Annotated in this window: 18 protein-coding genes; 3 read left to right on the forward strand and 15 right to left on the reverse strand. The window is 38.2% G+C overall.

The window, feature by feature from the left end; genetic code table 11:
• Positions 1 to 525 carry a bifunctional pyr operon transcriptional regulator/uracil phosphoribosyltransferase PyrR gene (gene pyrR / locus lgb_RS06440; protein ID WP_004256286.1) on the reverse strand — a complete coding sequence of 175 codons (525 nt, stop codon included), beginning with the start codon at positions 523 to 525 and terminating at the stop codon, positions 1 to 3.
• A gap of 630 nt (positions 526 to 1,155) precedes the next feature.
• Between pyrR and nhaC the strand changes: the two genes are divergently transcribed.
• On the forward strand, positions 1,156 to 2,571 hold the full coding sequence (gene nhaC / locus lgb_RS06445; RefSeq protein ID WP_064305321.1) for a Na+/H+ antiporter NhaC: 1,416 nt from the start codon (positions 1,156 to 1,158) through the stop codon (positions 2,569 to 2,571).
• 37 nt (positions 2,572 to 2,608) lie between these two features.
• On the opposite strand, the gene lgb_RS06450 is transcribed toward nhaC, so the two are convergent.
• The 10 genes from lgb_RS06450 to mnmA all read right to left on the reverse strand — a co-directional run bounded on the left by lgb_RS06450 (position 2,609) and on the right by mnmA (position 13,656).
• Positions 2,609 to 3,961: a gluconate:H+ symporter gene (locus tag lgb_RS06450; RefSeq protein ID WP_004256283.1), complete on the reverse strand. Its 1,353-nt coding sequence runs from the start codon at positions 3,959 to 3,961 to the stop codon at positions 2,609 to 2,611.
• 16 nt (positions 3,962 to 3,977) lie between these two features.
• Positions 3,978 to 5,474, reverse strand: coding sequence for a gluconokinase (gene gntK, locus lgb_RS06455; RefSeq protein ID WP_019293121.1), 1,497 nt, complete (start codon positions 5,472 to 5,474; stop codon positions 3,978 to 3,980).
• 9 nt (positions 5,475 to 5,483) lie between these two features.
• On the reverse strand, positions 5,484 to 6,389 hold the full coding sequence (gnd, locus tag lgb_RS06460) for a phosphogluconate dehydrogenase (NAD(+)-dependent, decarboxylating) (RefSeq protein ID WP_019293120.1): 906 nt from the start codon (positions 6,387 to 6,389) through the stop codon (positions 5,484 to 5,486).
• 159 nt (positions 6,390 to 6,548) lie between these two features.
• On the reverse strand, positions 6,549 to 8,177 hold the full coding sequence (locus lgb_RS06465) for a glycoside hydrolase family 13 protein (RefSeq protein ID WP_019293119.1): 1,629 nt from the start codon (positions 8,175 to 8,177) through the stop codon (positions 6,549 to 6,551).
• Positions 8,178 to 8,290: 113 nt separating this feature from the next.
• On the reverse strand, positions 8,291 to 9,448 hold the full coding sequence (locus lgb_RS06470) for a hypothetical protein (protein ID WP_019293118.1): 1,158 nt from the start codon (positions 9,446 to 9,448) through the stop codon (positions 8,291 to 8,293).
• Between the two features lie 16 nt (positions 9,449 to 9,464).
• A complete protein-coding gene (locus tag lgb_RS10325; RefSeq protein ID WP_080567244.1) occupies positions 9,465 to 9,845 on the reverse strand; it encodes a YiiX/YebB-like N1pC/P60 family cysteine hydrolase in 381 nt (126 codons plus the stop codon).
• On the reverse strand, positions 9,842 to 10,222 hold the full coding sequence (locus lgb_RS06480; protein ID WP_249663181.1) for a hypothetical protein: 381 nt from the start codon (positions 10,220 to 10,222) through the stop codon (positions 9,842 to 9,844). Before lgb_RS06480 ends, lgb_RS10325 begins: the two co-directional genes overlap by 4 nt.
• A 267-nt stretch (positions 10,223 to 10,489) precedes the next feature.
• Complete coding sequence (rpsA, locus tag lgb_RS06485; protein ID WP_004256275.1) at positions 10,490 to 11,713, reverse strand: 30S ribosomal protein S1; 1,224 nt, start codon at positions 11,711 to 11,713, stop codon at positions 10,490 to 10,492.
• Between the two features lie 192 nt (positions 11,714 to 11,905).
• Positions 11,906 to 12,433, reverse strand: coding sequence for a DUF6287 domain-containing protein (locus tag lgb_RS06490; RefSeq protein ID WP_019293116.1), 528 nt, complete (start codon positions 12,431 to 12,433; stop codon positions 11,906 to 11,908).
• A 98-nt stretch (positions 12,434 to 12,531) separates the two neighbouring features.
• Positions 12,532 to 13,656 carry a tRNA 2-thiouridine(34) synthase MnmA gene (gene mnmA, locus lgb_RS06495; protein WP_029345661.1) on the reverse strand — a complete coding sequence of 375 codons (1,125 nt, stop codon included), beginning with the start codon at positions 13,654 to 13,656 and terminating at the stop codon, positions 12,532 to 12,534.
• Positions 13,657 to 13,816: 160 nt separating this feature from the next.
• Between mnmA and lgb_RS06500 the strand changes: the two genes are divergently transcribed.
• Positions 13,817 to 14,596, forward strand: a complete 780-nt coding sequence (locus tag lgb_RS06500) for a DUF4931 domain-containing protein (protein ID WP_019293114.1) — start codon at positions 13,817 to 13,819, stop codon at positions 14,594 to 14,596.
• 45 nt (positions 14,597 to 14,641) lie between these two features.
• Positions 14,642 to 17,236, forward strand: coding sequence for a YfhO family protein (locus lgb_RS06505; protein WP_019293113.1), 2,595 nt, complete (start codon positions 14,642 to 14,644; stop codon positions 17,234 to 17,236).
• A 23-nt stretch (positions 17,237 to 17,259) separates the two neighbouring features.
• On the opposite strand, the gene lgb_RS06510 is transcribed toward lgb_RS06505, so the two are convergent.
• From lgb_RS06510 to lgb_RS06525, 4 genes are read right to left on the reverse strand one after another with little or no spacing between them, the layout of a single operon-like run.
• Positions 17,260 to 17,985: a GntR family transcriptional regulator, LSA1692 subfamily gene (locus lgb_RS06510; protein WP_019293112.1), complete on the reverse strand. Its 726-nt coding sequence runs from the start codon at positions 17,983 to 17,985 to the stop codon at positions 17,260 to 17,262.
• 41 nt (positions 17,986 to 18,026) lie between these two features.
• Entirely contained in the window at positions 18,027 to 19,319 is a 1,293-nt protein-coding gene (locus tag lgb_RS06515; protein WP_019293111.1) for a Sapep family Mn(2+)-dependent dipeptidase, read from the reverse strand.
• Between the two features lie 28 nt (positions 19,320 to 19,347).
• The gene (locus lgb_RS06520; protein WP_004256263.1) at positions 19,348 to 19,866 is read right to left on the reverse strand and encodes a GrdB-related putative oxidoreductase; all 519 of its coding nucleotides are present in this window, start codon (positions 19,864 to 19,866) and stop codon (positions 19,348 to 19,350) included.
• A gap of 9 nt (positions 19,867 to 19,875) precedes the next feature.
• Positions 19,876 to 21,246 (reverse strand): PTS sugar transporter subunit IIC, encoded by a 1,371-nt coding sequence (locus tag lgb_RS06525; RefSeq protein WP_016170963.1) that lies wholly within the window; start codon positions 21,244 to 21,246, stop codon positions 19,876 to 19,878.
• Between the last annotated feature and the right edge of the window lie 5 nt (positions 21,247 to 21,251).

A 21,251-nucleotide genomic window follows, 5' to 3' on the forward strand; every position in this document is an offset into this window, starting at 1 on the left:
TTAAGCCTCTTCTTTCTTGATTAAGATGCTATCTTCACCATCAACTTCTGACATGTTGACGATAATTTCTTCACCTTGGGATGTGGGGATATTTTTTCCAACATAGTCCGCACGAATCGGCAATTCACGATGGCCACGATCCACTAAGACTGCTAACTGAACACGCGCAGGGCGTCCACGGTCAACTAGCCCATCAATTGCTGCACGAATCGTACGACCAGTATAGAGTACGTCGTCTACTAAGACAATGTCTTTCCCTGTAATATCAACGTTAATTTCTGTTGTATCTTCTGTCGCTTTCTTATCATCACGGAATGGACGTGTATCAAGTTCGCCTAAAGGCATATCGATATTTTCCAACTGGGCCAAGCGCTCTTGGATTCGTTGAGCCAAGTACACACCGCGTGTCTTAATTCCGATAAGAACAAGTTTATCCAATTCTTTGTTTCGTTCAATAATTTCATAAGTAATACGTGTAATCGCACGTTTCATTGTGATTTCATCAATGATTTCTTTTTTTGCCATAAAACACTCCAATATAGAAAAATTCCCTAGTCCAAGGGCTAGGGAAGGTATCAGAAAATACTCTATAATATACTTTAATTAAGTTCATTCAAGATTCTGACCTTGCCTGCCTCTCTGGACACACTTAAAGGTTATAGTGATTATAGCAAATCCTTGATTTTTTTGCAAGAATTTACGACAGGTTCCCCTTTTAAAAATAAAATTATTATCAATATACAGAATATTTCCATACTTCGAGTAAATATTTTTGACAAATTAAAGACTTTAATATATTCTTGTACATAAGCTAAAAAACATTTTAACCCAGTAGGAAATAGTTTTCTTGTTCAGAAAGTCGGTGGTTGCTGCGAACCGATCAGAACTATTTGTTGAATTACACTAAAATGAGCTGAGAAAAAATAATAATTGAAATTATAAAGAAAAACACTCGCTGTTTTAAAAATAAGGTGGTACCGTGGAGAAATTCGCCCTTAGCTTCTTAAGCTGAGGGTGATTTTTTTATTTCAAAAGGAGGAAAGATATGAGCTCACAGAACATAAGTTATTTATCCTGTGGAGGAATTATCCGATATTGTTTAACAAAAGTTCATAAACAATTACAAAACACAAGTTAATCTACAAGGAAAAATATATGAAAAAAATAAAACAACCCAGCATGATGGAAGCCTGTCTCATGCTTACTTTAGTCATCGCAACAATTGCCATTTCCGTAATTGGCTTTAAGATTGCACCAAATATTGCCATTTTGTTTGCTATCGGTATTGTCATGATTTACATGTCTGCGAAACGTATGCCCTTTGATGCGATTCATGATGGCATAATCTCCGGAATAAAACCTGGCATCATCCCAATATTTATCTTTATTTTAGTAGGCTCCTTAATCGCTGTATGGATTCAAGCTGGAATCATACCTACTCTGATGGTTCTTGGTTTTAATATTATCAGTGTCAAATGGTTCGTACCTTCAGTCTTCATTGTCTGTGCGATTGTAGGGAGTGCCGTCGGAAGCGCCTTTACCGTGATGTCAACTATCGGTATTGCTTTCTTTGGTATCGGTGCAACGCTCGGACTCAATCCTGCTCTCATCGTAGGGGCGATTGTCTCTGGTGCTGTTTTCGGAGATAAAATGTCTCCACTTTCAGAATCAACAAACCTTACTGCTGCCGTTGTGGATGCGGATTTATTTAAGCACATCAAAAATCTTATGTGGTCGACACTTCCAGCATTTGTGGTTTCTTTAGTCTTATTTGCTATGTTAGGTGTCAGCAATCAAGCAACCAGTTTAGATAAGATTGCTGAAGTCACAAAAGTTCTACATGCTAATTTTTCAATTTCGGCCTGGGCCTTCATTCCTATCCTCCTCATGTTTGTTTGTGCTTGGAAAAAAATCCCCGCTATCCTTACTATTCTTTTGAATATTGGTATCGCTTTAGTAATGATATTTATTCATAATCCACATACAAAAGTTACTGACCTCGGTTTATTGATTGATTCTGGTTTTAAATCAGCAACAGGAAATCAAGAAATTGACCTCCTACTTTCACGTGGCGGAATTGAAAGCATGATGCCAACAGTATCACTCATCATTCTTACCTTATCTCTTGGCGGTCTCCTCATGAAAACAGGACTTGTTTCGACAGTCATGGACCGGGTTGCACATAAGCTTGCCTCACCAAAGAGTTTGATCACAACGACCTTGTTTACTAGTATCGGTGTAAATATCTTTATTGGTGAGCAATTCCTTTCGGTAATTCTTCCTGGAAATGCTTTTAAAGAGGTCTACAAAAAAGCCAATCTTGACCCCGTTGTCTTGGGACGTACGCTTGAGGATGGCGGAACAGTCATCAACTACCTTATTCCTTGGGGAATTGCAGGGAGTTTCGTTGCCAGTACTTTCGGCGTACCAACTCTGACTTACTTACCTTTTGTCTTCTTTAGTTTGTTCTCCCCTGTCTTTTCTCTTATCAGCGCTTTTACTGGCCTTGGGGTTAAAAAGATTTCCAGTATGAAAACAAAAGATGTTGTTTCTACAGCGCAAAGTTTGTAATAAAAAGCCATTAGAGAACTTCTAATGGCTTTTTTTCTTATACAAACACATTTAATATAAGTGCTCCAACGAGCCCAACAATGGCAATTAATGTTTCTAAAAGCGACCATGTTAACAGCGTTTCTTTGACTGTAAGATTGAAATATTCTTTAAACATCCAGAAACCTGCGTCATTGACATGACTAAAGAAAAGTGAGCCTGCTCCTGTAGCGATAACTAACAAAGCCGGATTTGTACCTGTAGCTGCCATTAAAGGTAAAACGAGTCCAGCTGCAGTTAAGGCTGCAACTGTGGCAGAACCCAAAGCTAAACGTAGAACAACAGCAATTAACCAAGCTAAAATCAAGGGTGACAGACGACTACCTTGGAAGATTTGAGCAACTGAGTCACCCACACCACCATCAATAAGGACTTGTTTAAAGGCACCACCACCACCAATAATTAGGAGCATCATGGCAATCTGTTTAATAGAAGCTTCTGCTGATGCCATTAAACGTTTCATTGGAATCTTACGGAAAATACCCATGGTAAAGATAGCGATAAGTAGTGAAAGAAGCATTGCCACATCCGGGCTACCAATAAAAGCAACTATATTATCTAGCGCACTTGGATTTTTTGGTGTTTTGCCTCCATGTGCCACCATCACGTATAAAGTAGAAATGGCCATCAAAAGAACTGGCATAAGTGAGGTAAGCGTTGCTGACAAGAAAGAGGGCGTTTCTTCAAGTCTGAACTCTTTATATTCTCCAACTGTTGACAAATTGCCTTTTCTTGAGAAGGCATCTGGGACCATCTTTTTCGCAAATTTTGTAAAGAGAGGACCCGCGATGAGAACTGTAGGTACGGCAATAATAAAGCCATAAAGAAGAACTAAGCCCATATTTGCCCCGTAAACACCTGCAATGGCTGTAGGTCCAGGGTGAGGTGGGAGGAATCCATGGGCAACAGACAGAGCTGCAACCATCGGAATACCCAAATAGAGAATTGGAATAGCGAGTTCTGCAGCAATCGCAAAGATAATTGGAATTAAAAGAACCATACCGACTTCAAAGAAAAGTGCGATTCCAATGATAAAGGAAGCTAAAACAACAGCAAGCTGAATCCTTTTATTCCCAAATTTGTCAATCAGAGTGTGCGCAATACGATAGGCACCGCCGGCATCTGAGACCAAGCGGCCAAGCATGGCTCCAAACCCAAAGATAATTCCTAAATGACCGAGCTGCCCGCCAATCCCTGTTTCGATAGAAGTTGGAATCTTTGCTAAATCAATCCCAAGAAGCATCGCAACAATAAAGGAAACGATAACCAGAGAGACAAAAGTATTCAACTTAGCTTTCCCAATCAAGAAAAGCAAGATCAATACTCCGACCAAAACGATAAGTAAATCCATAAAAATCTCCTAACTTTTATTTACGCTGATAGTCAGCTATAGCCTTATAACTTTCTTCAAAACTACGGGCCAATTGTACAAAAATGATTGATAATTCTCTATAAGCTTTAAAATTCTTACTGTTAGGCTTGTAGGTTGCATTAGATCCGATCATTTGCTCAACAACACCCAAATCATCAATCAATCCTAAGGCTTTTTCTGCCATTACCACAGCTGCTAAACAGCCTGCTTCCTTGCTTTCTGGCACATTAATTGGTTGTTCAAAAATATCAGCTAAAATTTGTGTCCATAACTCTGAACTGACAAATCCGCCTGTTGCTTGGATTTGCTTTAAATCTCCGGTCACTTCAATCAAACTTAGAGCCACCATGTAAAGATTGAACATTACACCCTCTAAAACGGCGCGGGCCATATGATCCCGATTATGTCCATGGTTTAAGCCAAAGAAGGAGCCTCTGGCATTAGCATCCCAAAGAGGAGCACGTTCCCCGCCCAAATAAGGATGGAAAAGCAGACCTTCTGCTCCCGCCTCTATCTGCGCGGCAATCTCAGTAATTTCGTCAAAGTTTAATTCCTCATCGAAAATTTGATCTCTTACCCAACGGAAAACATCACCACCAGAGTTAACTGGACCTCCGACTACCCAATGTTCCTTATCTAAAGCATAGGTAAATGTCCGTGCTTTAGCATCGACACGTGGCTTGTCTGTTACCACACGAATCGCTCCTGAAGTCCCAATAGTAATTGCAGCTACTCCTGGTTTAATGGCATTAACACCAAGATTAGAAAGTGGACCATCTCCTGCGCCCCAGACAAACTTAGTTGTCTCAGGAATGCCCATCTTCTTGGCAAATTCTGAAGGCATTCCCTCTTCAATCTCATAAGGTTCAACGACTTGTGGAAGTTGCTGTTGGGAAACTTTCACTAGTTTTAGAACTTCCTTGTCCCAGTTCAACTCATGAATATTAAAAATTCCTGTTCCAGTTGCGACCGACAAGTCCATCTTGTTCGTTTTAAAGAGACGATAGAAAATATAGCCTTTCAAATCAAGATAGTGCGCTGCATTTTCAAAAACTTCTGGGCGTTCACTTGCTAGCCATAAAAGTTTTGAGAGTGGCGCCATCGGATGAATCGGTGTTCCTGTTCGTTGATAAATTTCAAAACCTTGTCCTGAAGACTTCAGTTCATCTGTAAAAGCAACTGCTCGTGTATCTGCCCACGTAATCACTCTTGTCAAAGGTTGCCACTCTTGGTCAAAAGCAATAAGGGAGTGCAGTTGTGTACTGAAAGATACAGCTAAGAGCTCATCTTCCTCTTCTAGATGAATTGAAACCTCACGAATAGTAATCAAAACAGCTTCGAAAATGTCTTCCAGGGATTCTTCTGCCATTCCTGTCGAATCCCGATGAAGTTTATAGCCATGACTGCTACTAGCCACGATTTCTCCGTCTTTCTTAAAGAGAACTGCCTTAGTTGCAGTCGTCCCTAGGTCAAGACCAATCAAATATTCCATTTTTTCTCCTTACTTTTCTACTACTGCATGTCCACCAAAACCATTGCGCAAGGCAGCAACAACTTTCCCTGTCATTGTATCTTCTTGTAAACTACGATTTCGCATCATGAGTGAGAGAGCAATGATTGGGGCAGGGACTTCTAAATCTAGACTTTCTTCCACTGTCCATTTTCCTTCACCCGAAGCTGCAACTTTTCCTGCAATATCTTCTAATTTTGGATCTTGAGCAAACTGTGCTTCAGCCAATTCCATCAACCAGCTACGAATAACCGAACCATGATTCCATAGTTTTGCTACCGCCTCGTAATCATAATCATAAGGTGAAGCTTCCAAAATTTCAAAGCCTTCAGCAATAGCCTGCATCATGCCATATTCAATCCCATTGTGAATCATTTTGAGATAATGCCCGCTCCCTAATTTCCCAGTATAGAGATAACCGTTCTCTTGCGCCAAGGCTTTAAATAGTGGTTCAAGAACTTTCCAAGATGCCTCGTCATCTCCACCAATCATAAAATTTCCGCCAGAACGTGCACCAGCCATTCCTCCCGAAGTTCCAACATCGAAAAAGTGAATCCCCTTCTTTTTAAGTTCTTCATTTTGCTTCAAGTTGTCTTTATAATTAGAATTTCCGCCATCAATAAGAATGTCGCCCGCAGAGAGTTGTTCAGAAAGCTGTTCAATTGTTGAATTTGTCGCTTCTCCGGCTGGCAACATTACCCATACTATCTTAGGACTTGGAAGTTTACTTAAAAGATTTTCCAAGCTATGAGCTGCGGTTATTTTTTCAGAATATTTTTCTGCTTCATGCGCAATCGCTTCATTTTGATCAAAAGCCACCACTTCGATACCATGATCCACAGCATTTTGTACTAAGTTGTAGCCCATTTTTCCAAGACCGATCATTCCAAATTTCATTATATCTACTCTCCTTAAATTATCTGTCAATATTTTGATAACGCTTTCTTTTATTATAGGTAATTATTTTTCATTTGTCAACAATTTAAATGTAAATGTTTTTCTGTTAAAAGATGCACAAAAAAACCTTACTCCGATTGAAGTAAGGTGGTTTGTAATTTATTTAAGTTTAGCAACAAAGGCTTCATAAGGTTTGAGGACAATTTCTTCCACATTATCGATAGCCTCAGGATAGTTATGAATTACTTCCTCTTTTACTTCATATGAGGAAGAAAATTGATTTTTCTTAGTACTGAAATTAGCCACAATTAACCAGTTTTCACCTTTGTAAGATCGAATATAAGCAAAAACTTCTTCCGCTGTATCTTTAAGTAGCTCGAACTTGCCCCAGACGATGATTGGGTTTTCTTTACGTAAAGCAATCAACTTTTGATAAGTGTAAAAGATGGAATTTTCATCCTCTAAGGCTGCCTCTACATTAATTTTTTCATAGTTAGGGTTAATGGCTAACCAAGGATGGCCTGCACTAAATCCAGCTGATTTTTCATTGCTCCATTGCATCGGTGTACGTGCATTGTCACGTCCCTTTGCGTTGATTGACTGAAGAATATCCTCCTTACTGTAACCTTCATCCAATCTCACAAAATACATATTTCGACTTTCAATATCATCAATTTGTTCAATATCAGTTACAGGATTATTGGTCATGCCAATTTCTTCTCCTTGATAAATGTACGGAGTCCCTTTCATCATATGTAGGAGAATAGCTAGCATTTTAGCCGATTCTACACGGTATTCTTTATCATTACCCCAACGTGAGACAATCCTTGGCAGATCATGGTTATTCCAAAAGAGTGAATTCCAGCCTTCATTTCCTAATTCTGTTTGCCATTTACTAAAGACCTCCTTTAATTTTGGAATCTCTAGTGGCATCAAATCCCACTTGGTTTTTCCTTCAGCTTCATCTAAACCGATATGTTCAAATTGGAACACCATCGAGAGCTCTTTATTGGCTGGGTTAGAATATTGTTTCGCAATTTCAGGTGTTGCGCCCCAAGTTTCTCCTACAGTCAGCAGATTTTTATCCCCAAAAGTCGCCTGATTCATCTCCTTCAAATAATCGTGTAATTTTGGTCCATTTCCTGTAATACCTTGATTTGGTTGCTTCCCAATCAAATCGATGACATCCATACGGAAACCTCCAATACCTTTATCTATCCAAAAATTCATCATCTCATAAATGGCCTTGCGGAGTTTTTCATTTTCCCAATTGAGATCCGGTTGCTTCTTGCTGAACAAATGCAAATAGTATTGCTCTACAACTTCATCCCATTGCCAAGCAGGGCCTCCGAAGATTGACTTCAAATCATTAGGCAAACTGCCATCAGATGGTGCATCTCTCCAGATATAATAGTCGTGGTAGTTATTTTCTTTAGATTTTCTTGCTTCAATAAACCATGGATGCTCATCGCTGGTATGATTAACAACTAGATCCATAATAATTTTGATACCACGTTTATCTGCTTCAGAAATAAGGATTTCCATGTCTCTCATTGTGCCAAATTCGTCCATAATAGACTCATAATCTGAAATATCATAACCATTATCATCATTGGGAGACTGATAAACAGGACTAAGCCAAATACCACCAATACCTAGCTCAGCAAGATAATCTAAACGCGAAATAATACCTTTAATATCGCCTATACCATCTCCATTACTGTCTTGAAAACTTCTCGGATAAATCTGATACATCACAATTTCTTGCCACCAATTTTGTTGATTCATTATTTATTTCCTCTTTTTTCATTTTTTACGCAAGCGGTTGCTTAAAAATATGATAGCATTTTTAAACAAAATGAGCAACAAAAAGGTAAAGAATTTTTTGATCACATGAGGTATCATTTCTTCAAAGCTAATAAATGTGCGTATTCTAAATCATATTTTACTAAATCAAGTCCGAAAATTTTTTCTTGCTTTTCTAAATCATAGACAAGAAGATTTTTCCAAGTTAAAATCCAAACTTTACCATCTTTATCAAAGTCGACATTAATTAGCATATCTTCTGTAGAATAGTTCTCCATGAGTGATTCATCAAGTACTAACCGACGAATTTTTTGGCTATCTATATCGTAGAAACTTATTATCATTGAGGTATTAAAACTGTCATTCGCATGACTAATGGCTAAAATTTTTTCATCACTGGATACTGCTATTTTATGTGGTTCATCTTGCCCCAAGCTAACTTCCTTGCGTGCCAAACTCTCTTTATCAAGGATAACCAATTTATCTTGTGGAGTGGGTTCATAAGGATTACTCTTCAAGCGATTCCCTCTATTGGTCAGGTAAAATTTATTTCCTATTAGTTTTATATCCATAAAGCCTTCTGAGTTTGCTACGTTAGGACTTGTATTGGTGATTAACCTTTCATCTACTTTCGTTAAATTGTTTTTATCAAAAGTCACAAGATTGTTGTATGTATACTTTTCCCCCTCATTCGTCACATTATTCAAAACATAAAGATATTGCTCATCGGTTGCTGCAGCAGGCATCACGTTGTCAGCTGTATCTGGGAATTTATACTGTTTTTTTAGTGTTTTCGACTTATCATATTTATGAATAGATCCTCCCTTATATTGACTGGTCATAGGATAGTAAAACTTGCCATCAAATCCCGCTCCCGTGATTGGTCCTTCTGGGTATTCTGCTTTCGATAAGCTGCCTTTTTCAATATCTAAGCTAACGACTGTTTGTGGACCTCTTGGAAAAGGTCCTGGTGTGAAATCTTCAAAAACAAAGAAATGATTATTTTTAGAATCTGGTTGGAGATTATGGGTTGCGGTCTGCTCTCCTAGCTTTACTTTGTCTTCTGAGCGTTTCTTTGCCCCTTTATCTGTCCGCTCAAAACCTACAATCTTTTTATACGACATGATATAAAAGTCAGTTTTTTTACTCGTTTTAAAGGTCTGTTCTCCTTTAGGGAAGCTTCTATAGACTAAAAAGACGGCACCGAGCGAGAGTAAAACAGTAGCTAGGACTAGTAGTATTATTTTTTTCATTGTCCGATAGACATCCTTATTTTGCGCGATATATCAACTGGACTTTATTATTATAAAGCAACTCGGAAGGATGGATAGCACGTGCACCTGGGATATCGTAAGCGGAGGTATTGAGATTAACCTTGGCAACATCCATATAGGCTGCCCAAACCAGCTGCGAACAGTAAAAACTGTTCCTATTATTGGTTCTGTAGAAGTTATAATTATAAGGCTTGCCTACCTGTCTCCCCGCCCAATGACCCGCATGCCAATCTTGTGAGACAGTCGTTGACTTTACACCTGTTTGCCAGACATTATATTTTCCTACTTTTCCACGACCCTCAAAGTTATATTGAAGCTTAACCCCTGTTTTTGGGGAAGATTCTGCAGTAACCCATGATTTTTGTGGCGCTACTATTCCCGCATGCCAGCTCCAGAAATTCCATTGTTTGTCACAGCGATAACGCCATCACGCCAGGTCCATCTGCCATGTCGCGCACGTGTTCGCCCTGTCTTATCCGGAACTACTGGTAAGTTATCGATCTTTTCCATGATCTTATTTTCCTTCATTTCTTGATCAACCATCTTGAGATACATTTCTTCCAGTTCTTTTTCCATTTTTCTTGTTTCTTCGGAATCTGATGAGCGGCTACTCCTTTCTAATTTTTTGACATGTTCTGCCATCCTTGCTTTCAAGTCTTCCAAGGATTCGGCTTGGACTTGGCCCACTCCCCCTAAGGTTAATAAAACAAAACTCATCAGTCCGACTGATACTTGTTTTTTATTTTTCATCATAAATTTCCTCTTTTCCAATAATTTTTTCTTTCATCTTAACATAGATCTAACATCTATAATTTTTCTGTTTTATAAAGAAAAATTAAATCAAAGAAATAAATAGAAAGCTCTCGAAATGCTTTAAGCTTTCGCAATCAACACAAAGAAACCTCAATAAAATAGAAAAACTCCTGAACTATTAAGTTCAGAAGTCAATTTCAAATTGCCAAAAGAAATTTTTATCAAAGATCAAAAAAAGTCGCTTAAGCGACTTTTCTGGAGATTTTCTTACAAATCGTTGATGTCGAAGTCTTCACCAAGGAAGTCTGCGAGTGAGAAACCTTCTTGAGTTTCTGGAAGATCGTAGCTTGGTTTAGCTGCTTTACGTGGAGCACGTGGTTTACGGTCACGTTTTTCGCCATCTTCGTTATTACGAGCTGGGCGAGCTGGAGCTTCTTCCAATGCTTTGATTGAAAGTGAGATACGTTCTTCTTCAGGTTTCACGTCGAGAACTTTTACGTTCACAACTTGACCAACTTTAAGTACGTCTTTTGGATTTTCAACACGTTCCCAAGAGATTTGTGAAACGTGAACAAGTCCTTCAACGCCTGGGAAGAGTTCAACGAATGCACCAAAGTCAGTAAGACGTTTAACAGTTCCTTCAACAGTTGAGCCAACTGGTGCTTTTTCTTCAACTTGTTCCCATGGGCCAGCTTGTGTAGCTTTAAGAGAAAGTGAAAGACGACCAGCTTCTTCATCAAGTTTCAAGATTTTAACTTCAACTTTATCACCAGGTTTTACAACGTCTGATGGACGTTTAACACGGTTGTGGCTAAGTTCTGAAACGTGAACAAGTCCGTCAATACCACCAAGGTCAACGAATGCACCGAAGTTAGTAACACGTGAAACAGTACCTTCAACGATATCGCCTTCGTTCAATTGAGCAAAAGCTTCTTTACGCATTTCGATAGTTTCAGCTTCAACTACAGCACGACGGCTAAGGATGAAGCGGTTTTCAGAAGCGTTGATTTCGATAATTTTAGCTTCAATTTCTTGACCAACAAATTTCTTAGTATCTTTAACGAAGTATGTATCAATCATAGACGCTGGGATAAATCCACGAACACCGTTATAGTCTACTGAAAGTCCGCCTTTAACGTCTTTAGTAACTTTAACTGTAAGGATTTCGCCTTCTTTACCTTCAAGTTCAGTCCAAGCTTTACGAGCTTCAAGACGTTTCAATGAAAGAAGGTATACATTTGCACCTTCAGCATCTTTACCAACGATTTGTTTAATAACAAGCAAATCAAGAATATCACCAGGTTTTACGAATGTATTGATATCAGCATCACGGTCGTTTGTGATTTCGCGAAGTGTAAGGACACCTTCAACACCTGTACCAACGATAGCAACTGTTGCTTGCCCGTTTTCGATAGTAAGGATTTCACCCTTTACGACGTCACGTACTTTAACGTCCTCAACGCTGTTTAACAATGTTTCAAATTCATTCATTTGTAAAAAAATTCCTCCAACAATTTGACTGTCTACAGTCTTATGACTTAGTATATCACAACTATGAGAGAAATGAAAGCTTTTTAATACTTTTTTTCTTCTTTTTTATAAAGAATACCTTTAAATAGTCTAAAAGTTTATTTCGACTTGTCTTTACAGTATTTATCGCTAAAAAAATTAAGCCATTACAGCTTAATTTTCGTGATAGAAAACGTTTTCTTTTATTTGCTCTGAAGGGAGTACTGTTTGCGCAAATAAGAGACGATTTTTACTTGTATCACTCGGATCTGCTATATCTGAAACAACAACCGTGCCATCTTCTTGAAGCGTAGGAATTGGTTTTCCTGCTGGATAAAAATATAGTTTTGCCGAATGCCTATTGTCCGTCATAATATAAGGAATTCCGTAGTCATCATAACCACCTTTTATCATATAATATTCACGCTTACCAAAAAGAAATCGTGACCCATCGATTTCGTAATTCACACCACGCTCACTTTCCCATTTACCTTGTATACTTGAGTAATCTCCTTGAGCTATCTGCGCAACGAGTTGATTTGTTGTTTCTTCTTGATCAAAAATTGGTCTCAACCGTGGAAGTGTGATATTGTCAGCTAATAGTTTGCTTTGTTCTTTGTAATTTGTACTCCAAATAAATGCGAGGCTCGTTAACAATACTAAAGCAAGTAAAACAAGATTTCCTTTTCCAATTTTTTTCATATCCCCACCATTAAATAAATTTTTGATTATAAATAAATTATAACAAATTTAAAATTTAATCAAAAATAAAACGTGGGTTTCCCCACGTTTCTCTTATTTTATTGGTATTGCATAATTTGGCCGTTTTTATAAGCAAAGTCAATCAAGGCCCCGCCGAGACACTCTTCACCGTCATAAAAAACAACAGCTTGTCCTGGAGTGATAGCACGTACAGGTTCATCAAATTTGACAGCAACTTTATCTCCCTTAACAGAGATAGTTACACCTGTGTCTTCTTGACGGTAACGGAATTTCGCTGTGCAATGCATTTCAAATTCTTCAGGCATTGGACGAGTGAAGCTCAATTCACTGGCAGTTAAATTATCAGAGTATAAATGCTCATGATGGAAGCCTTGTCCAACATAGAGCGTATTTGTACTAAGATCTTTCCCTACTACAAACCACGGATCACTTGTAGTTTGACCATGTTGACCGCCAATTCCCAAACCACCACGTTGACCAATGGTATAATACATGAGACCGGCATGCGTACCCATTTCTACACCATCTAGTGTCATCATTTTACCTGAAGTGGCTGGAAGATAGTTTGTTAAAAATTCTTTAAAATTCTTTTCACCGATGAAACAGATTCCTGTTGAGTCTTTCTTCTTCGCTGTTGCAAGTCCAGCACGTTCGGCAATGGCGCGTACTTCCGGTTTTTCCAAATGACCAAGTGGAAACATTGTTTTCTTCAATTGGTCTTGTGACAATTGGCTTAGGAAATAAGTTTGGTCTTTATTATTATCCACGCCACGAAGCATATGAACTGTGCCATCTTCGTCTGTTGTTACACGCGCATAGTGGCCTGTTGCTACGTAATCAGCCCCGAGTTCCATTGCGTAATCAAGAAATGCTTTAAACTTAATTTCTTTATTACACATAACATCGGGGTTAGGTGTCCGACCTGCACGGTATTCGGCCAAGAAATATTCAAACACACGGTCCCAATATTCTTTTTCAAAGTTGACAGAATAGTAAGGAATACCGATTTGGTCAGCTACTGCTGCTACATCTTTGTAGTCTTCTGTAGCAGTACATACACCATTTTCGTCAGTATCATCCCAGTTTTTCATGAAAACACCAACGACATCGTAACCTTGTTCTTTCAGCATTAAAGCTGTAACTGAACTATCGACGCCACCAGACATACCGACAACGACTCTTGTTTTTGAATTATCCATTATTTGTTCACCATCTCTTTCTATTTTTATTAGATTTCCTATTTTTCTTTAGAAAAACAAAAAAGCTTACATTCAGTTGAAGGCTGAAGTAAATAATAGGTAACGATTTATTATACCAGTTTTTTCCAGAAATAAATAGACTGTGAAATGCTATAATAGAAATATGATTGAACACACAGATAATCCTTTAATTTTTAACATAGAAATCAATAAAAATAAATACGCAAACCTTGCTGAAACAAAGCGAGTTTGTCCTTTTTGCGATACACCCAATCTCAAAGATATTTTGGACAGACAAGGGCACAAAATTTGGCTTAAAAACAAATTTCCCACTGTCGAAAATTCTTTGATGACTGTGATTATCGAGTCAGATAAACACCTCGGAGATGTCTCTACCTACTCTGTTCAAGAAAATAGAGAAGTCTTTCGGTTTGCTTTTGAATGTTGGCAGAAGCTATTGGATAATCCCCAATATAAATCAGTACTTATGTTTAAAAACTTTGGCCCCCATTCTGGCGGAACATTACGTCATCCACACATGCAGATTGTTGGCTTGGAAGAGGCAGATGGTTATGAACATATCTCTCCTGAAAATTTTGAAGGTGTAACACTTAAAGAAAATAGTGTCGATATTACAATCTCTACTCGTCCGATTATGGGATTTGTGGAATTTAATGTTATCATTTCCCAACTTGAATATATCGATCATTTGGCTGATAAGGTTCAGCTTATTACACAGTATTTACTGAATGACTATATGAACGGACGCTGTGATTCTTACAATCTTTTTTTCTACAAAATGCCGGACAGCCAGCGTTATATTTGTAAGATTGTACCACGGTTTATCACTTCTCCTTACTACATCGGCTATAAAATACCTCAGGTCAACAAAGACAATCGCTTAGAAGAAATCGCAAAAGAGTTAAAAACAAAGCTGGACTAGTCCAGTTTTTCTTTTATAAATAAGAAATTAGGTTATAATAAGTGTATGTTTGATTTTATCAAGAAAAATATTTGGCTAATGCTCGGAAGTTTTATCCTCCCTGCTGGACTACTTGCGGTAGCTTTCGCCTTCCTCGGTATTTATTGGGGAAGTGACACTTCTATCCTCGCTGGTGATGCATATCATCAATATGTTGCTATTCACACGCTTTATCGGGATATTCTTCATAATAGTAACTTAGGCTTTCTCTATACTTTCACGAATGGTTTGGGGCTTAACCTTTATGCTTTCTCTGCTTACTACATGGGAAGTTTCTTCATGCCCCTTACTTATTTTTTCAATGTTCATACTATGCCAGATGCACTTTATCTGATTACACTTTTAAAGTTTGGAACGATTGGTCTCTCAAGTTTTGTTGCATTGAAAAACATGTATAAATCCATCCCCTCTCTTATCACGCTGGCATTATCCACATCTTTCACCCTGATGAGCTTCTTAACGAGTCAAGTTGAAATTATCATGTGGCTCGATGTTTTCATCTGGCTTCCTCTCATCATGTGGGGCTTGCACGGACTTCAAGATTTCGGCAAGCGTAAACTGTATTACATCAGCTTAAGCCTTCTATTCATCCAAAATTACTATTTTGGCTTTATGGTTGCAATTTTCTTAGTGTTATATTTTATAGCACGTTCAACATTTACCAAGTGGTCATGGAAAAAGTTTTTTGATTTTGCGATTACTTCTATGTTATCTGCTGTAACAAGTTTAGTTATGCTTCTTCCAATGTATCTTGATTTGAAAGCAAATAATACTCAAGCTGTTTCCCAGATCAATGATTTTTGGACACAAAATTCTGCCGTTTTTGATCTTTTTTCTAAAAACTTTGTGGGAGCCTATGATACAACACAGTATAATGCTGTCCCAATGATTTATTTAGGGCTCATCCCCTTCCTTCTTGCTCTTACTTTCTTCTTCCTTCCTCAAGTGAAATGGCAGACCAAAATAGCTTTTGGTGTCCTACTTGCATTTCTGACTGCCTCTTTTTATCTACAAGTTTTAGATTTGGCGTGGCAAGGGATGCATTCTCCAAACATGTTTTTACATCGTTACGCTTTCCTTTTCTCTCTTCTCATTTTACTTATGGCCTGTGAAGTTCTCACGCGCTTCAAGTCTTTAAAACTCTGGATGACTATAGTACCCTTTGTGCTGCTTTCCCTTGGTTTTATTGCTGCTGCTTTACTCGGGGATTATGCTTATCTCGATACGCTACAGCTTGCTCTGACTCTGCTCTTTGCCTTGGCTTATTTCTTGGTTCTTCTTACCTTCTTTAAAAAATGGCTCCCTTGGAAAGTTTTAGTTGCCATCCTTGCTTTGTTCATGTGTGCAGAAGCAGGTTTAAATGGATACTACCAGCTTGCAGGAGTTAAGAAAGAATGGAATTTTGCAAGCCGAGCTTACTACAATACCCAAACAAAATTCATTCAACCTCTCGTCCAAAATGTAGTCGAACGTTCTGGAGATACCTTTGTGCGTACAGAAAACACGGTCCCCGATACGGCAAATGATGGTATGAAATATAATTATAATGCCTTATCGCAGTTTTCTTCTGTCCGTAATAGTAATTCAAGCCGGGTCTTGGGACTTTTAGGGTTTCATACAGACAGCACCTTCCTTAATCTCCGCTACCCTGAAAACACGTTACTCATGGATTCACTTCTTTCCATAAATTATAATATCAATCAATTTCAACCTGAGAAATACGGTTTTAAGCAAATAAAACCTTCTTTATTTGAGAATCACAATGCACAATCGGTTGGAATATTTGTAAAAGATGGGTACCAAGATGCAGCTCTGAGCAGTTCAGAAAGAGCAACAATCAGTAATCAAGAAGCCTTTCTCCATCAATTGACGCACAGTAAAGAAAAATATTTCACGCAGATTTACCCAGACTCAGAAAACAGTAACAGTACGATAACCGGTGGTAAAGAACAAGTTACACTGATACGTAAAGTCGAAGAAGACGGCGGCGTTTCAGTGACCTATGAGCTTACCGTACCCGCACATAGTCAAGCCTATCTTGAATTACCTAATGTAAGCTACATTAATGATAATTCAAAAATGACTACGATTACGATTCATTCAGGAAAAAAAGTTCTTCATTCTTATAATGTCAATAGTAAAGATGTTGGTAACTTTTATAATTTGGGAACTTCTGAAAAGGAAACAAAACTAACAGTGAGTGTTTCCTTCCCAGAAAACTCACAAGTTTCCTTTGGCATAACAAGATTTTGGGCTTTGGATAACACCAAATACCAAGCAGCTATGGATACTCTAAAGCAAACACAGGTGAAAACCGAACAAGTAAAAAACGGACTTCGTTTGACTTATAATAGCAATACCTCTGGTGATCTTTTCCTCACATTACCTTATGATAAAGGTTGGTCAGCCAAACTGGATGGACATTCCGTAACCTTAGATAAAGCACAAGAAGGTTTCATGAAAGTTACTGCCCCTAGAGGTGAACATGTTGTCGAACTTACTTTCTTCCCTCAAGGCTTAAAAGCAGGGATAGCATGTTTTATAGGTGGAATCGCTCTCTTTGCTCTTTATGATTTCTTAAATAGAAAAAAACAGCTTTAAGTGCTGTTTTTTTCTATTTAACTTTAATGCTGGCGAATCAAAGTATTCTTGAAAGAATATTTATCCGCACGATAATAAGAAATATCGTATAAGATAGGTCGAGCGTCTAAAGCAAAAGCCGTGGAGTGTACGCGGAAAACTGGACTGTTCACTTTCACTTCCAGTAACTGAGCAAGTTCCTCTGTAGCCAGAATCGCCTCAATTTCTTGGTGCGAATAGCCAATTTCTATTTTTTTCTCAATCATGGAAAACAAGGATCCAGTCAATTCTTTCTCAGTTGCTCCCGTGATTAATTGTTCTGCAAAATAGAGTTTTTCTAAAGTCATGGGTTCATTATCAAGTAAACGCAATCGCTGTAATTCCACCAGTTCTGCTGTGGTGTTCAGTGCTTTTACAACTTCCTCTGGCACTTTCGTCAATTTTTTAAAATTTAGTAAACGTGTTTGCCCAACTTTTCCCATAGCCTCTGCTGCTTCGGTAAAGGACTTCAAACCCATACCTCCACTTTGAATCTTGGGTTGTTCAATCACATAGGCGCCTTTTCCTTTTTTCTTGATTACAATTTGTTTTGTCATCAAATCTTCCATGGCTTTACGTACGGTTAAGCGACTCACGCCAAACTCCAATGCCAAATCGTATTCGGATGGAAGTTTTTGAGCAGATACATAAGTGCCCTGCTCAATTCTTTTTTCTATTTCTTGAGAAACAACTAAAAACTTTGCTTTGCTTTCTTTTCGTTCAGTATTCATTACCTTTATTTTATCACGCTTATCTTCTTTTTAAAAGTTTCTTATTGACCAAGTCTTTCAATACTTTTCATATAAATTTCTATCATTTGTTTTAAATGTTCAATCTTTATATATTCATTTTCCTTATGGGCAATTCCTTTTTCCCCCGGAAAAGATGGCCCAAAAGCTACAATATTTGGCATTGACCGCGCATAAGTCGCTCCTGTAGTTGTGACGGGTTGACCATTTAATCCTGTCACTTCTTCATAAATATTTGATAAATCTTGTATTTCTTGCTTCATCTTGTCAACGTAGGTTCCGGGCAGACTGCGAATAATTTTGAAACTTGTGTCTGGGTAAAGATTTTCGCTTAAAGCATTAATGACTTGCTCCTCTGTCACAGTTACCGGATAACGAATACTAAGTGACAGATGAATAAGATTATTTTCTCTTTTGATTTTGTATGGCGTAAGTATTAAACGCCCACTTTCTTGGTCCGCAAAAGCAATACCTACTCCTTGACCAAAATGTTTTTCATGAAAACTATGGGTGAGCCATGAGAAATAGTGCCTCAGCTCCTTATTTTCTAAATTATTTTGAAGTAAGGCTGCCAATGCTGTAATTGCATTTTTCCCTAATTCTGGCGCATTGCTTGGCGTCCGCAATCCTTTGGCACTATAAGTTTGACGTCCACCAGAAAGTTGAATGTCATCAGGAACAAAGTCTTTAGCCATTGCACCATGAAAATCGCCCAGTGAATCCAATACACCGTGAGCAAATCTTGTCGTCAACTCAAGAGCAACAACACCTCGCTCCCCGTAAACTACTGGAAATTTGCAATCTGGTGTAAAACCAAAAACCGGTGCCTTTTCTTCTGACAAATAAAGAGGCACATCTGCTGATCCACTTTCTTCATCAGTTCCAAAAATAATGCGTATTGGTAGACGAGGTTTGAATTTTCTTTCCTTTAATAACTTCAAAGCAAATAGACAGGACAGAATTGGTCCCTTATTGTCTAACACACCTCGCCCATAGAAATAGCCTTCACGCTCCTCAAGCTTAAAGGGAGGCGATAACCAGCCTGGGCCCTCTGCAGCAACCACATCAAGATGTCCAACTACTCCAATATAATCCTCACCTTCCCCTAATTGAGCATAACCCATTGCATCTTTGACGATTTGTATTTCCAGACCATAAGATTGTGCTTTTTCCATGACATAAGCTAAAACTTGACGTGGCTCTGCTCCAAAAGGGGCACCAGCTTCGGCTTCGCCTTTGACACTGGGAATCGCAATTGCTCCTTCCAAAAGGGATACATAGTCCTCCCAATTTTGTTCAATTTCTGTCCTATACATTTTTTACCTCTTTAGAATGCTTTGCTGTTTAAAAAACGAACTGTTTATATGCTTCTCGTGACTTATTATTTTCCTTTGCCTGTAAAACTTTACAAATTGCCTTATAAGATTCATTAAGTCCGACACCACCTTTTTTTGGCATTTTTACAATATCAATTACTTCTTTGTAAGCAGAAATTAAAGCTTGGTTTTCTTCAGACATGGCACAAACTACTTTGAGAGATGTATTTTTTTGTATATCTTGAGCAAGCTCCAATGACATTTTGGAAAACTCAGGGTAGTTAAAGGAAGGTCCGCAAATCACGCCCTCAATATTAAGCCGTTGCAACATACCTTTTATCTTTCTTTGAACAACATCTGGTGCTTCCCTATAGGTTTGTTCTCCCATATAAATCGTAACCAGCAAATTTTGTTCATGCTCAGCAAGTAAGGGTTTCAAAGTCACTCCTGGTCCAATCACTTCTTTTGTAGCAGTAAGTGGAACTTTTACATCATCCTTTGTTCCCATTCCCGCTTGAATTTGATTTAAAATCATTACAAGTCTCATTCTATCCTCCTATAGATTATCAAAGCTCAACATTTCCTCTGTAATAGCTTCTAATTCTGCATCAGCAGCTTGTCGTTCTTCATTCATGTATTGTACATCCATAATTTTGATAAAAGGAATGTAGATAAATACACCAATAATAAGCAAAACGAGTTGCAAAAGTGCTCCGGCCCAGTTTGTTGCTAAGAAACCTGAAATAATAATGGGCGTAGTCCACGGAATCAAAACACCGTTGGTGATTGGCACAAGATGAAGGTTCATCATAATATAAGAAACAATAATATTAAAGGTTGGTACTAAGACAAAAGGAATAAAAATGAGAGGATTGAGTACAATAGGAAGACCAAAAATAATCGGCTCATTTATCCCAAATATACCTGGAACCAAAGCAAGCTTACCTAACTCCTTAATCCGTTTTGAACGGCAAACAATTAGCATTGCAATTAATAAAGAAAGTGTTGATCCAGCACCTCCAAAGGTTGCAAATAAGTCTTGAAATTGAGCATTTACAATATGAGGTGCTCCGGTACCATTTTTAAAATACTCTACATTTTCAAGAGAGAGTGTCAGCAGGATAGGATTAAAAACCGCACCCACGACTGAACTTCCGTTGACGCCGAAAAACCAGAAAACATGAAGAAAGATATAAGCAATAATCATCGCCCATACTGTATCTCCGAGATGGAGCAGTGGTATTTGTAAAAAGTTAAAAACTAAGTCAAAAGCATTTGTGCCAAAAATGTTCAATATCAAGTTCAGTGCAAAAAATATTAGCATGACAAAAGCGCCTGGAATCAAAGCAGCGAAGGAATCTTCAACCATTGGTGGTACACCTTCAGGCATTTTGATTACCCATTTTCTGTTCACAGCAAATTGATAAAGATTAACAGAAACAAAGGCACAGATAATCCCGATAAAAATCCCTTTTGCTCCGACCCAAGAAAGTGGGAGAGCTGTTAAGGTAGCTGATACAGGATTTGCCATCCCCTCAACTGTCACCTCTCCGGTCACAGAGTATGGCATCAGAAGAAACCAAGACATTAAAGTAACTGCCGCTCCAAAAATGGGGTTAGCCTTAATTTCTTTCGCAAAAGAATAACCTATCCCCACAACTGCAAACACGGCCATGATTGTAAAGGTCGCATCTGCAGGCTTGGTAATCATTTCAGCTAAGGTCGTCCCGGTCTTACTGTTAATAACCGTCGTTTCCAAAAAATTAATCCATTGAGGAATAGGGAAATTTGCTAAAAGTAAAAAGAAAGATCCCGCAATCAATAGTGGTGTTGAAACGAGAAAACCATTTCTTATTGCAATAAGATACTTGTTACGTCCTATTTTTTCAGCCAGGGGCAACATAATTTTTTCAAGCTTTGAAAACATCAATT

Origin of the sequence: Lactococcus petauri (assembly GCF_023499275.1) — a bacterium.
Taxonomy (GTDB): domain Bacteria; phylum Bacillota; class Bacilli; order Lactobacillales; family Streptococcaceae; genus Lactococcus; species Lactococcus petauri.

Coding starts and splice junctions, on each gene's coding strand:
- pyrR (WP_004256286.1), bottom strand. CDS start 525: ATGGCAAAAAAAGAAATCATTGATGAAATCACAATGAAACGTGCGATT.
- nhaC (WP_064305321.1), top strand. CDS start 1,156: ATGAAAAAAATAAAACAACCCAGCATGATGGAAGCCTGTCTCATGCTT.
- lgb_RS06450 (WP_004256283.1), bottom strand. CDS start 3,961: ATGGATTTACTTATCGTTTTGGTCGGAGTATTGATCTTGCTTTTCTTG.
- gntK (WP_019293121.1), bottom strand. CDS start 5,474: ATGGAATATTTGATTGGTCTTGACCTAGGGACGACTGCAACTAAGGCA.
- gnd (WP_019293120.1), bottom strand. CDS start 6,389: ATGAAATTTGGAATGATCGGTCTTGGAAAAATGGGCTACAACTTAGTA.
- lgb_RS06465 (WP_019293119.1), bottom strand. CDS start 8,177: ATGAATCAACAAAATTGGTGGCAAGAAATTGTGATGTATCAGATTTAT.
- lgb_RS06470 (WP_019293118.1), bottom strand. CDS start 9,448: ATGAAAAAAATAATACTACTAGTCCTAGCTACTGTTTTACTCTCGCTC.
- lgb_RS06480 (WP_249663181.1), bottom strand. CDS start 10,222: ATGATGAAAAATAAAAAACAAGTATCAGTCGGACTGATGAGTTTTGTT.
- rpsA (WP_004256275.1), bottom strand. CDS start 11,713: ATGAATGAATTTGAAACATTGTTAAACAGCGTTGAGGACGTTAAAGTA.
- lgb_RS06490 (WP_019293116.1), bottom strand. CDS start 12,433: ATGAAAAAAATTGGAAAAGGAAATCTTGTTTTACTTGCTTTAGTATTG.
- lgb_RS06500 (WP_019293114.1), top strand. CDS start 13,817: ATGATTGAACACACAGATAATCCTTTAATTTTTAACATAGAAATCAAT.
- lgb_RS06505 (WP_019293113.1), top strand. CDS start 14,642: ATGTTTGATTTTATCAAGAAAAATATTTGGCTAATGCTCGGAAGTTTT.
- lgb_RS06510 (WP_019293112.1), bottom strand. CDS start 17,985: ATGAATACTGAACGAAAAGAAAGCAAAGCAAAGTTTTTAGTTGTTTCT.
- lgb_RS06515 (WP_019293111.1), bottom strand. CDS start 19,319: ATGTATAGGACAGAAATTGAACAAAATTGGGAGGACTATGTATCCCTT.
- lgb_RS06520 (WP_004256263.1), bottom strand. CDS start 19,866: ATGAGACTTGTAATGATTTTAAATCAAATTCAAGCGGGAATGGGAACA.
- lgb_RS06525 (WP_016170963.1), bottom strand. CDS start 21,246: ATGTTTTCAAAGCTTGAAAAAATTATGTTGCCCCTGGCTGAAAAAATA.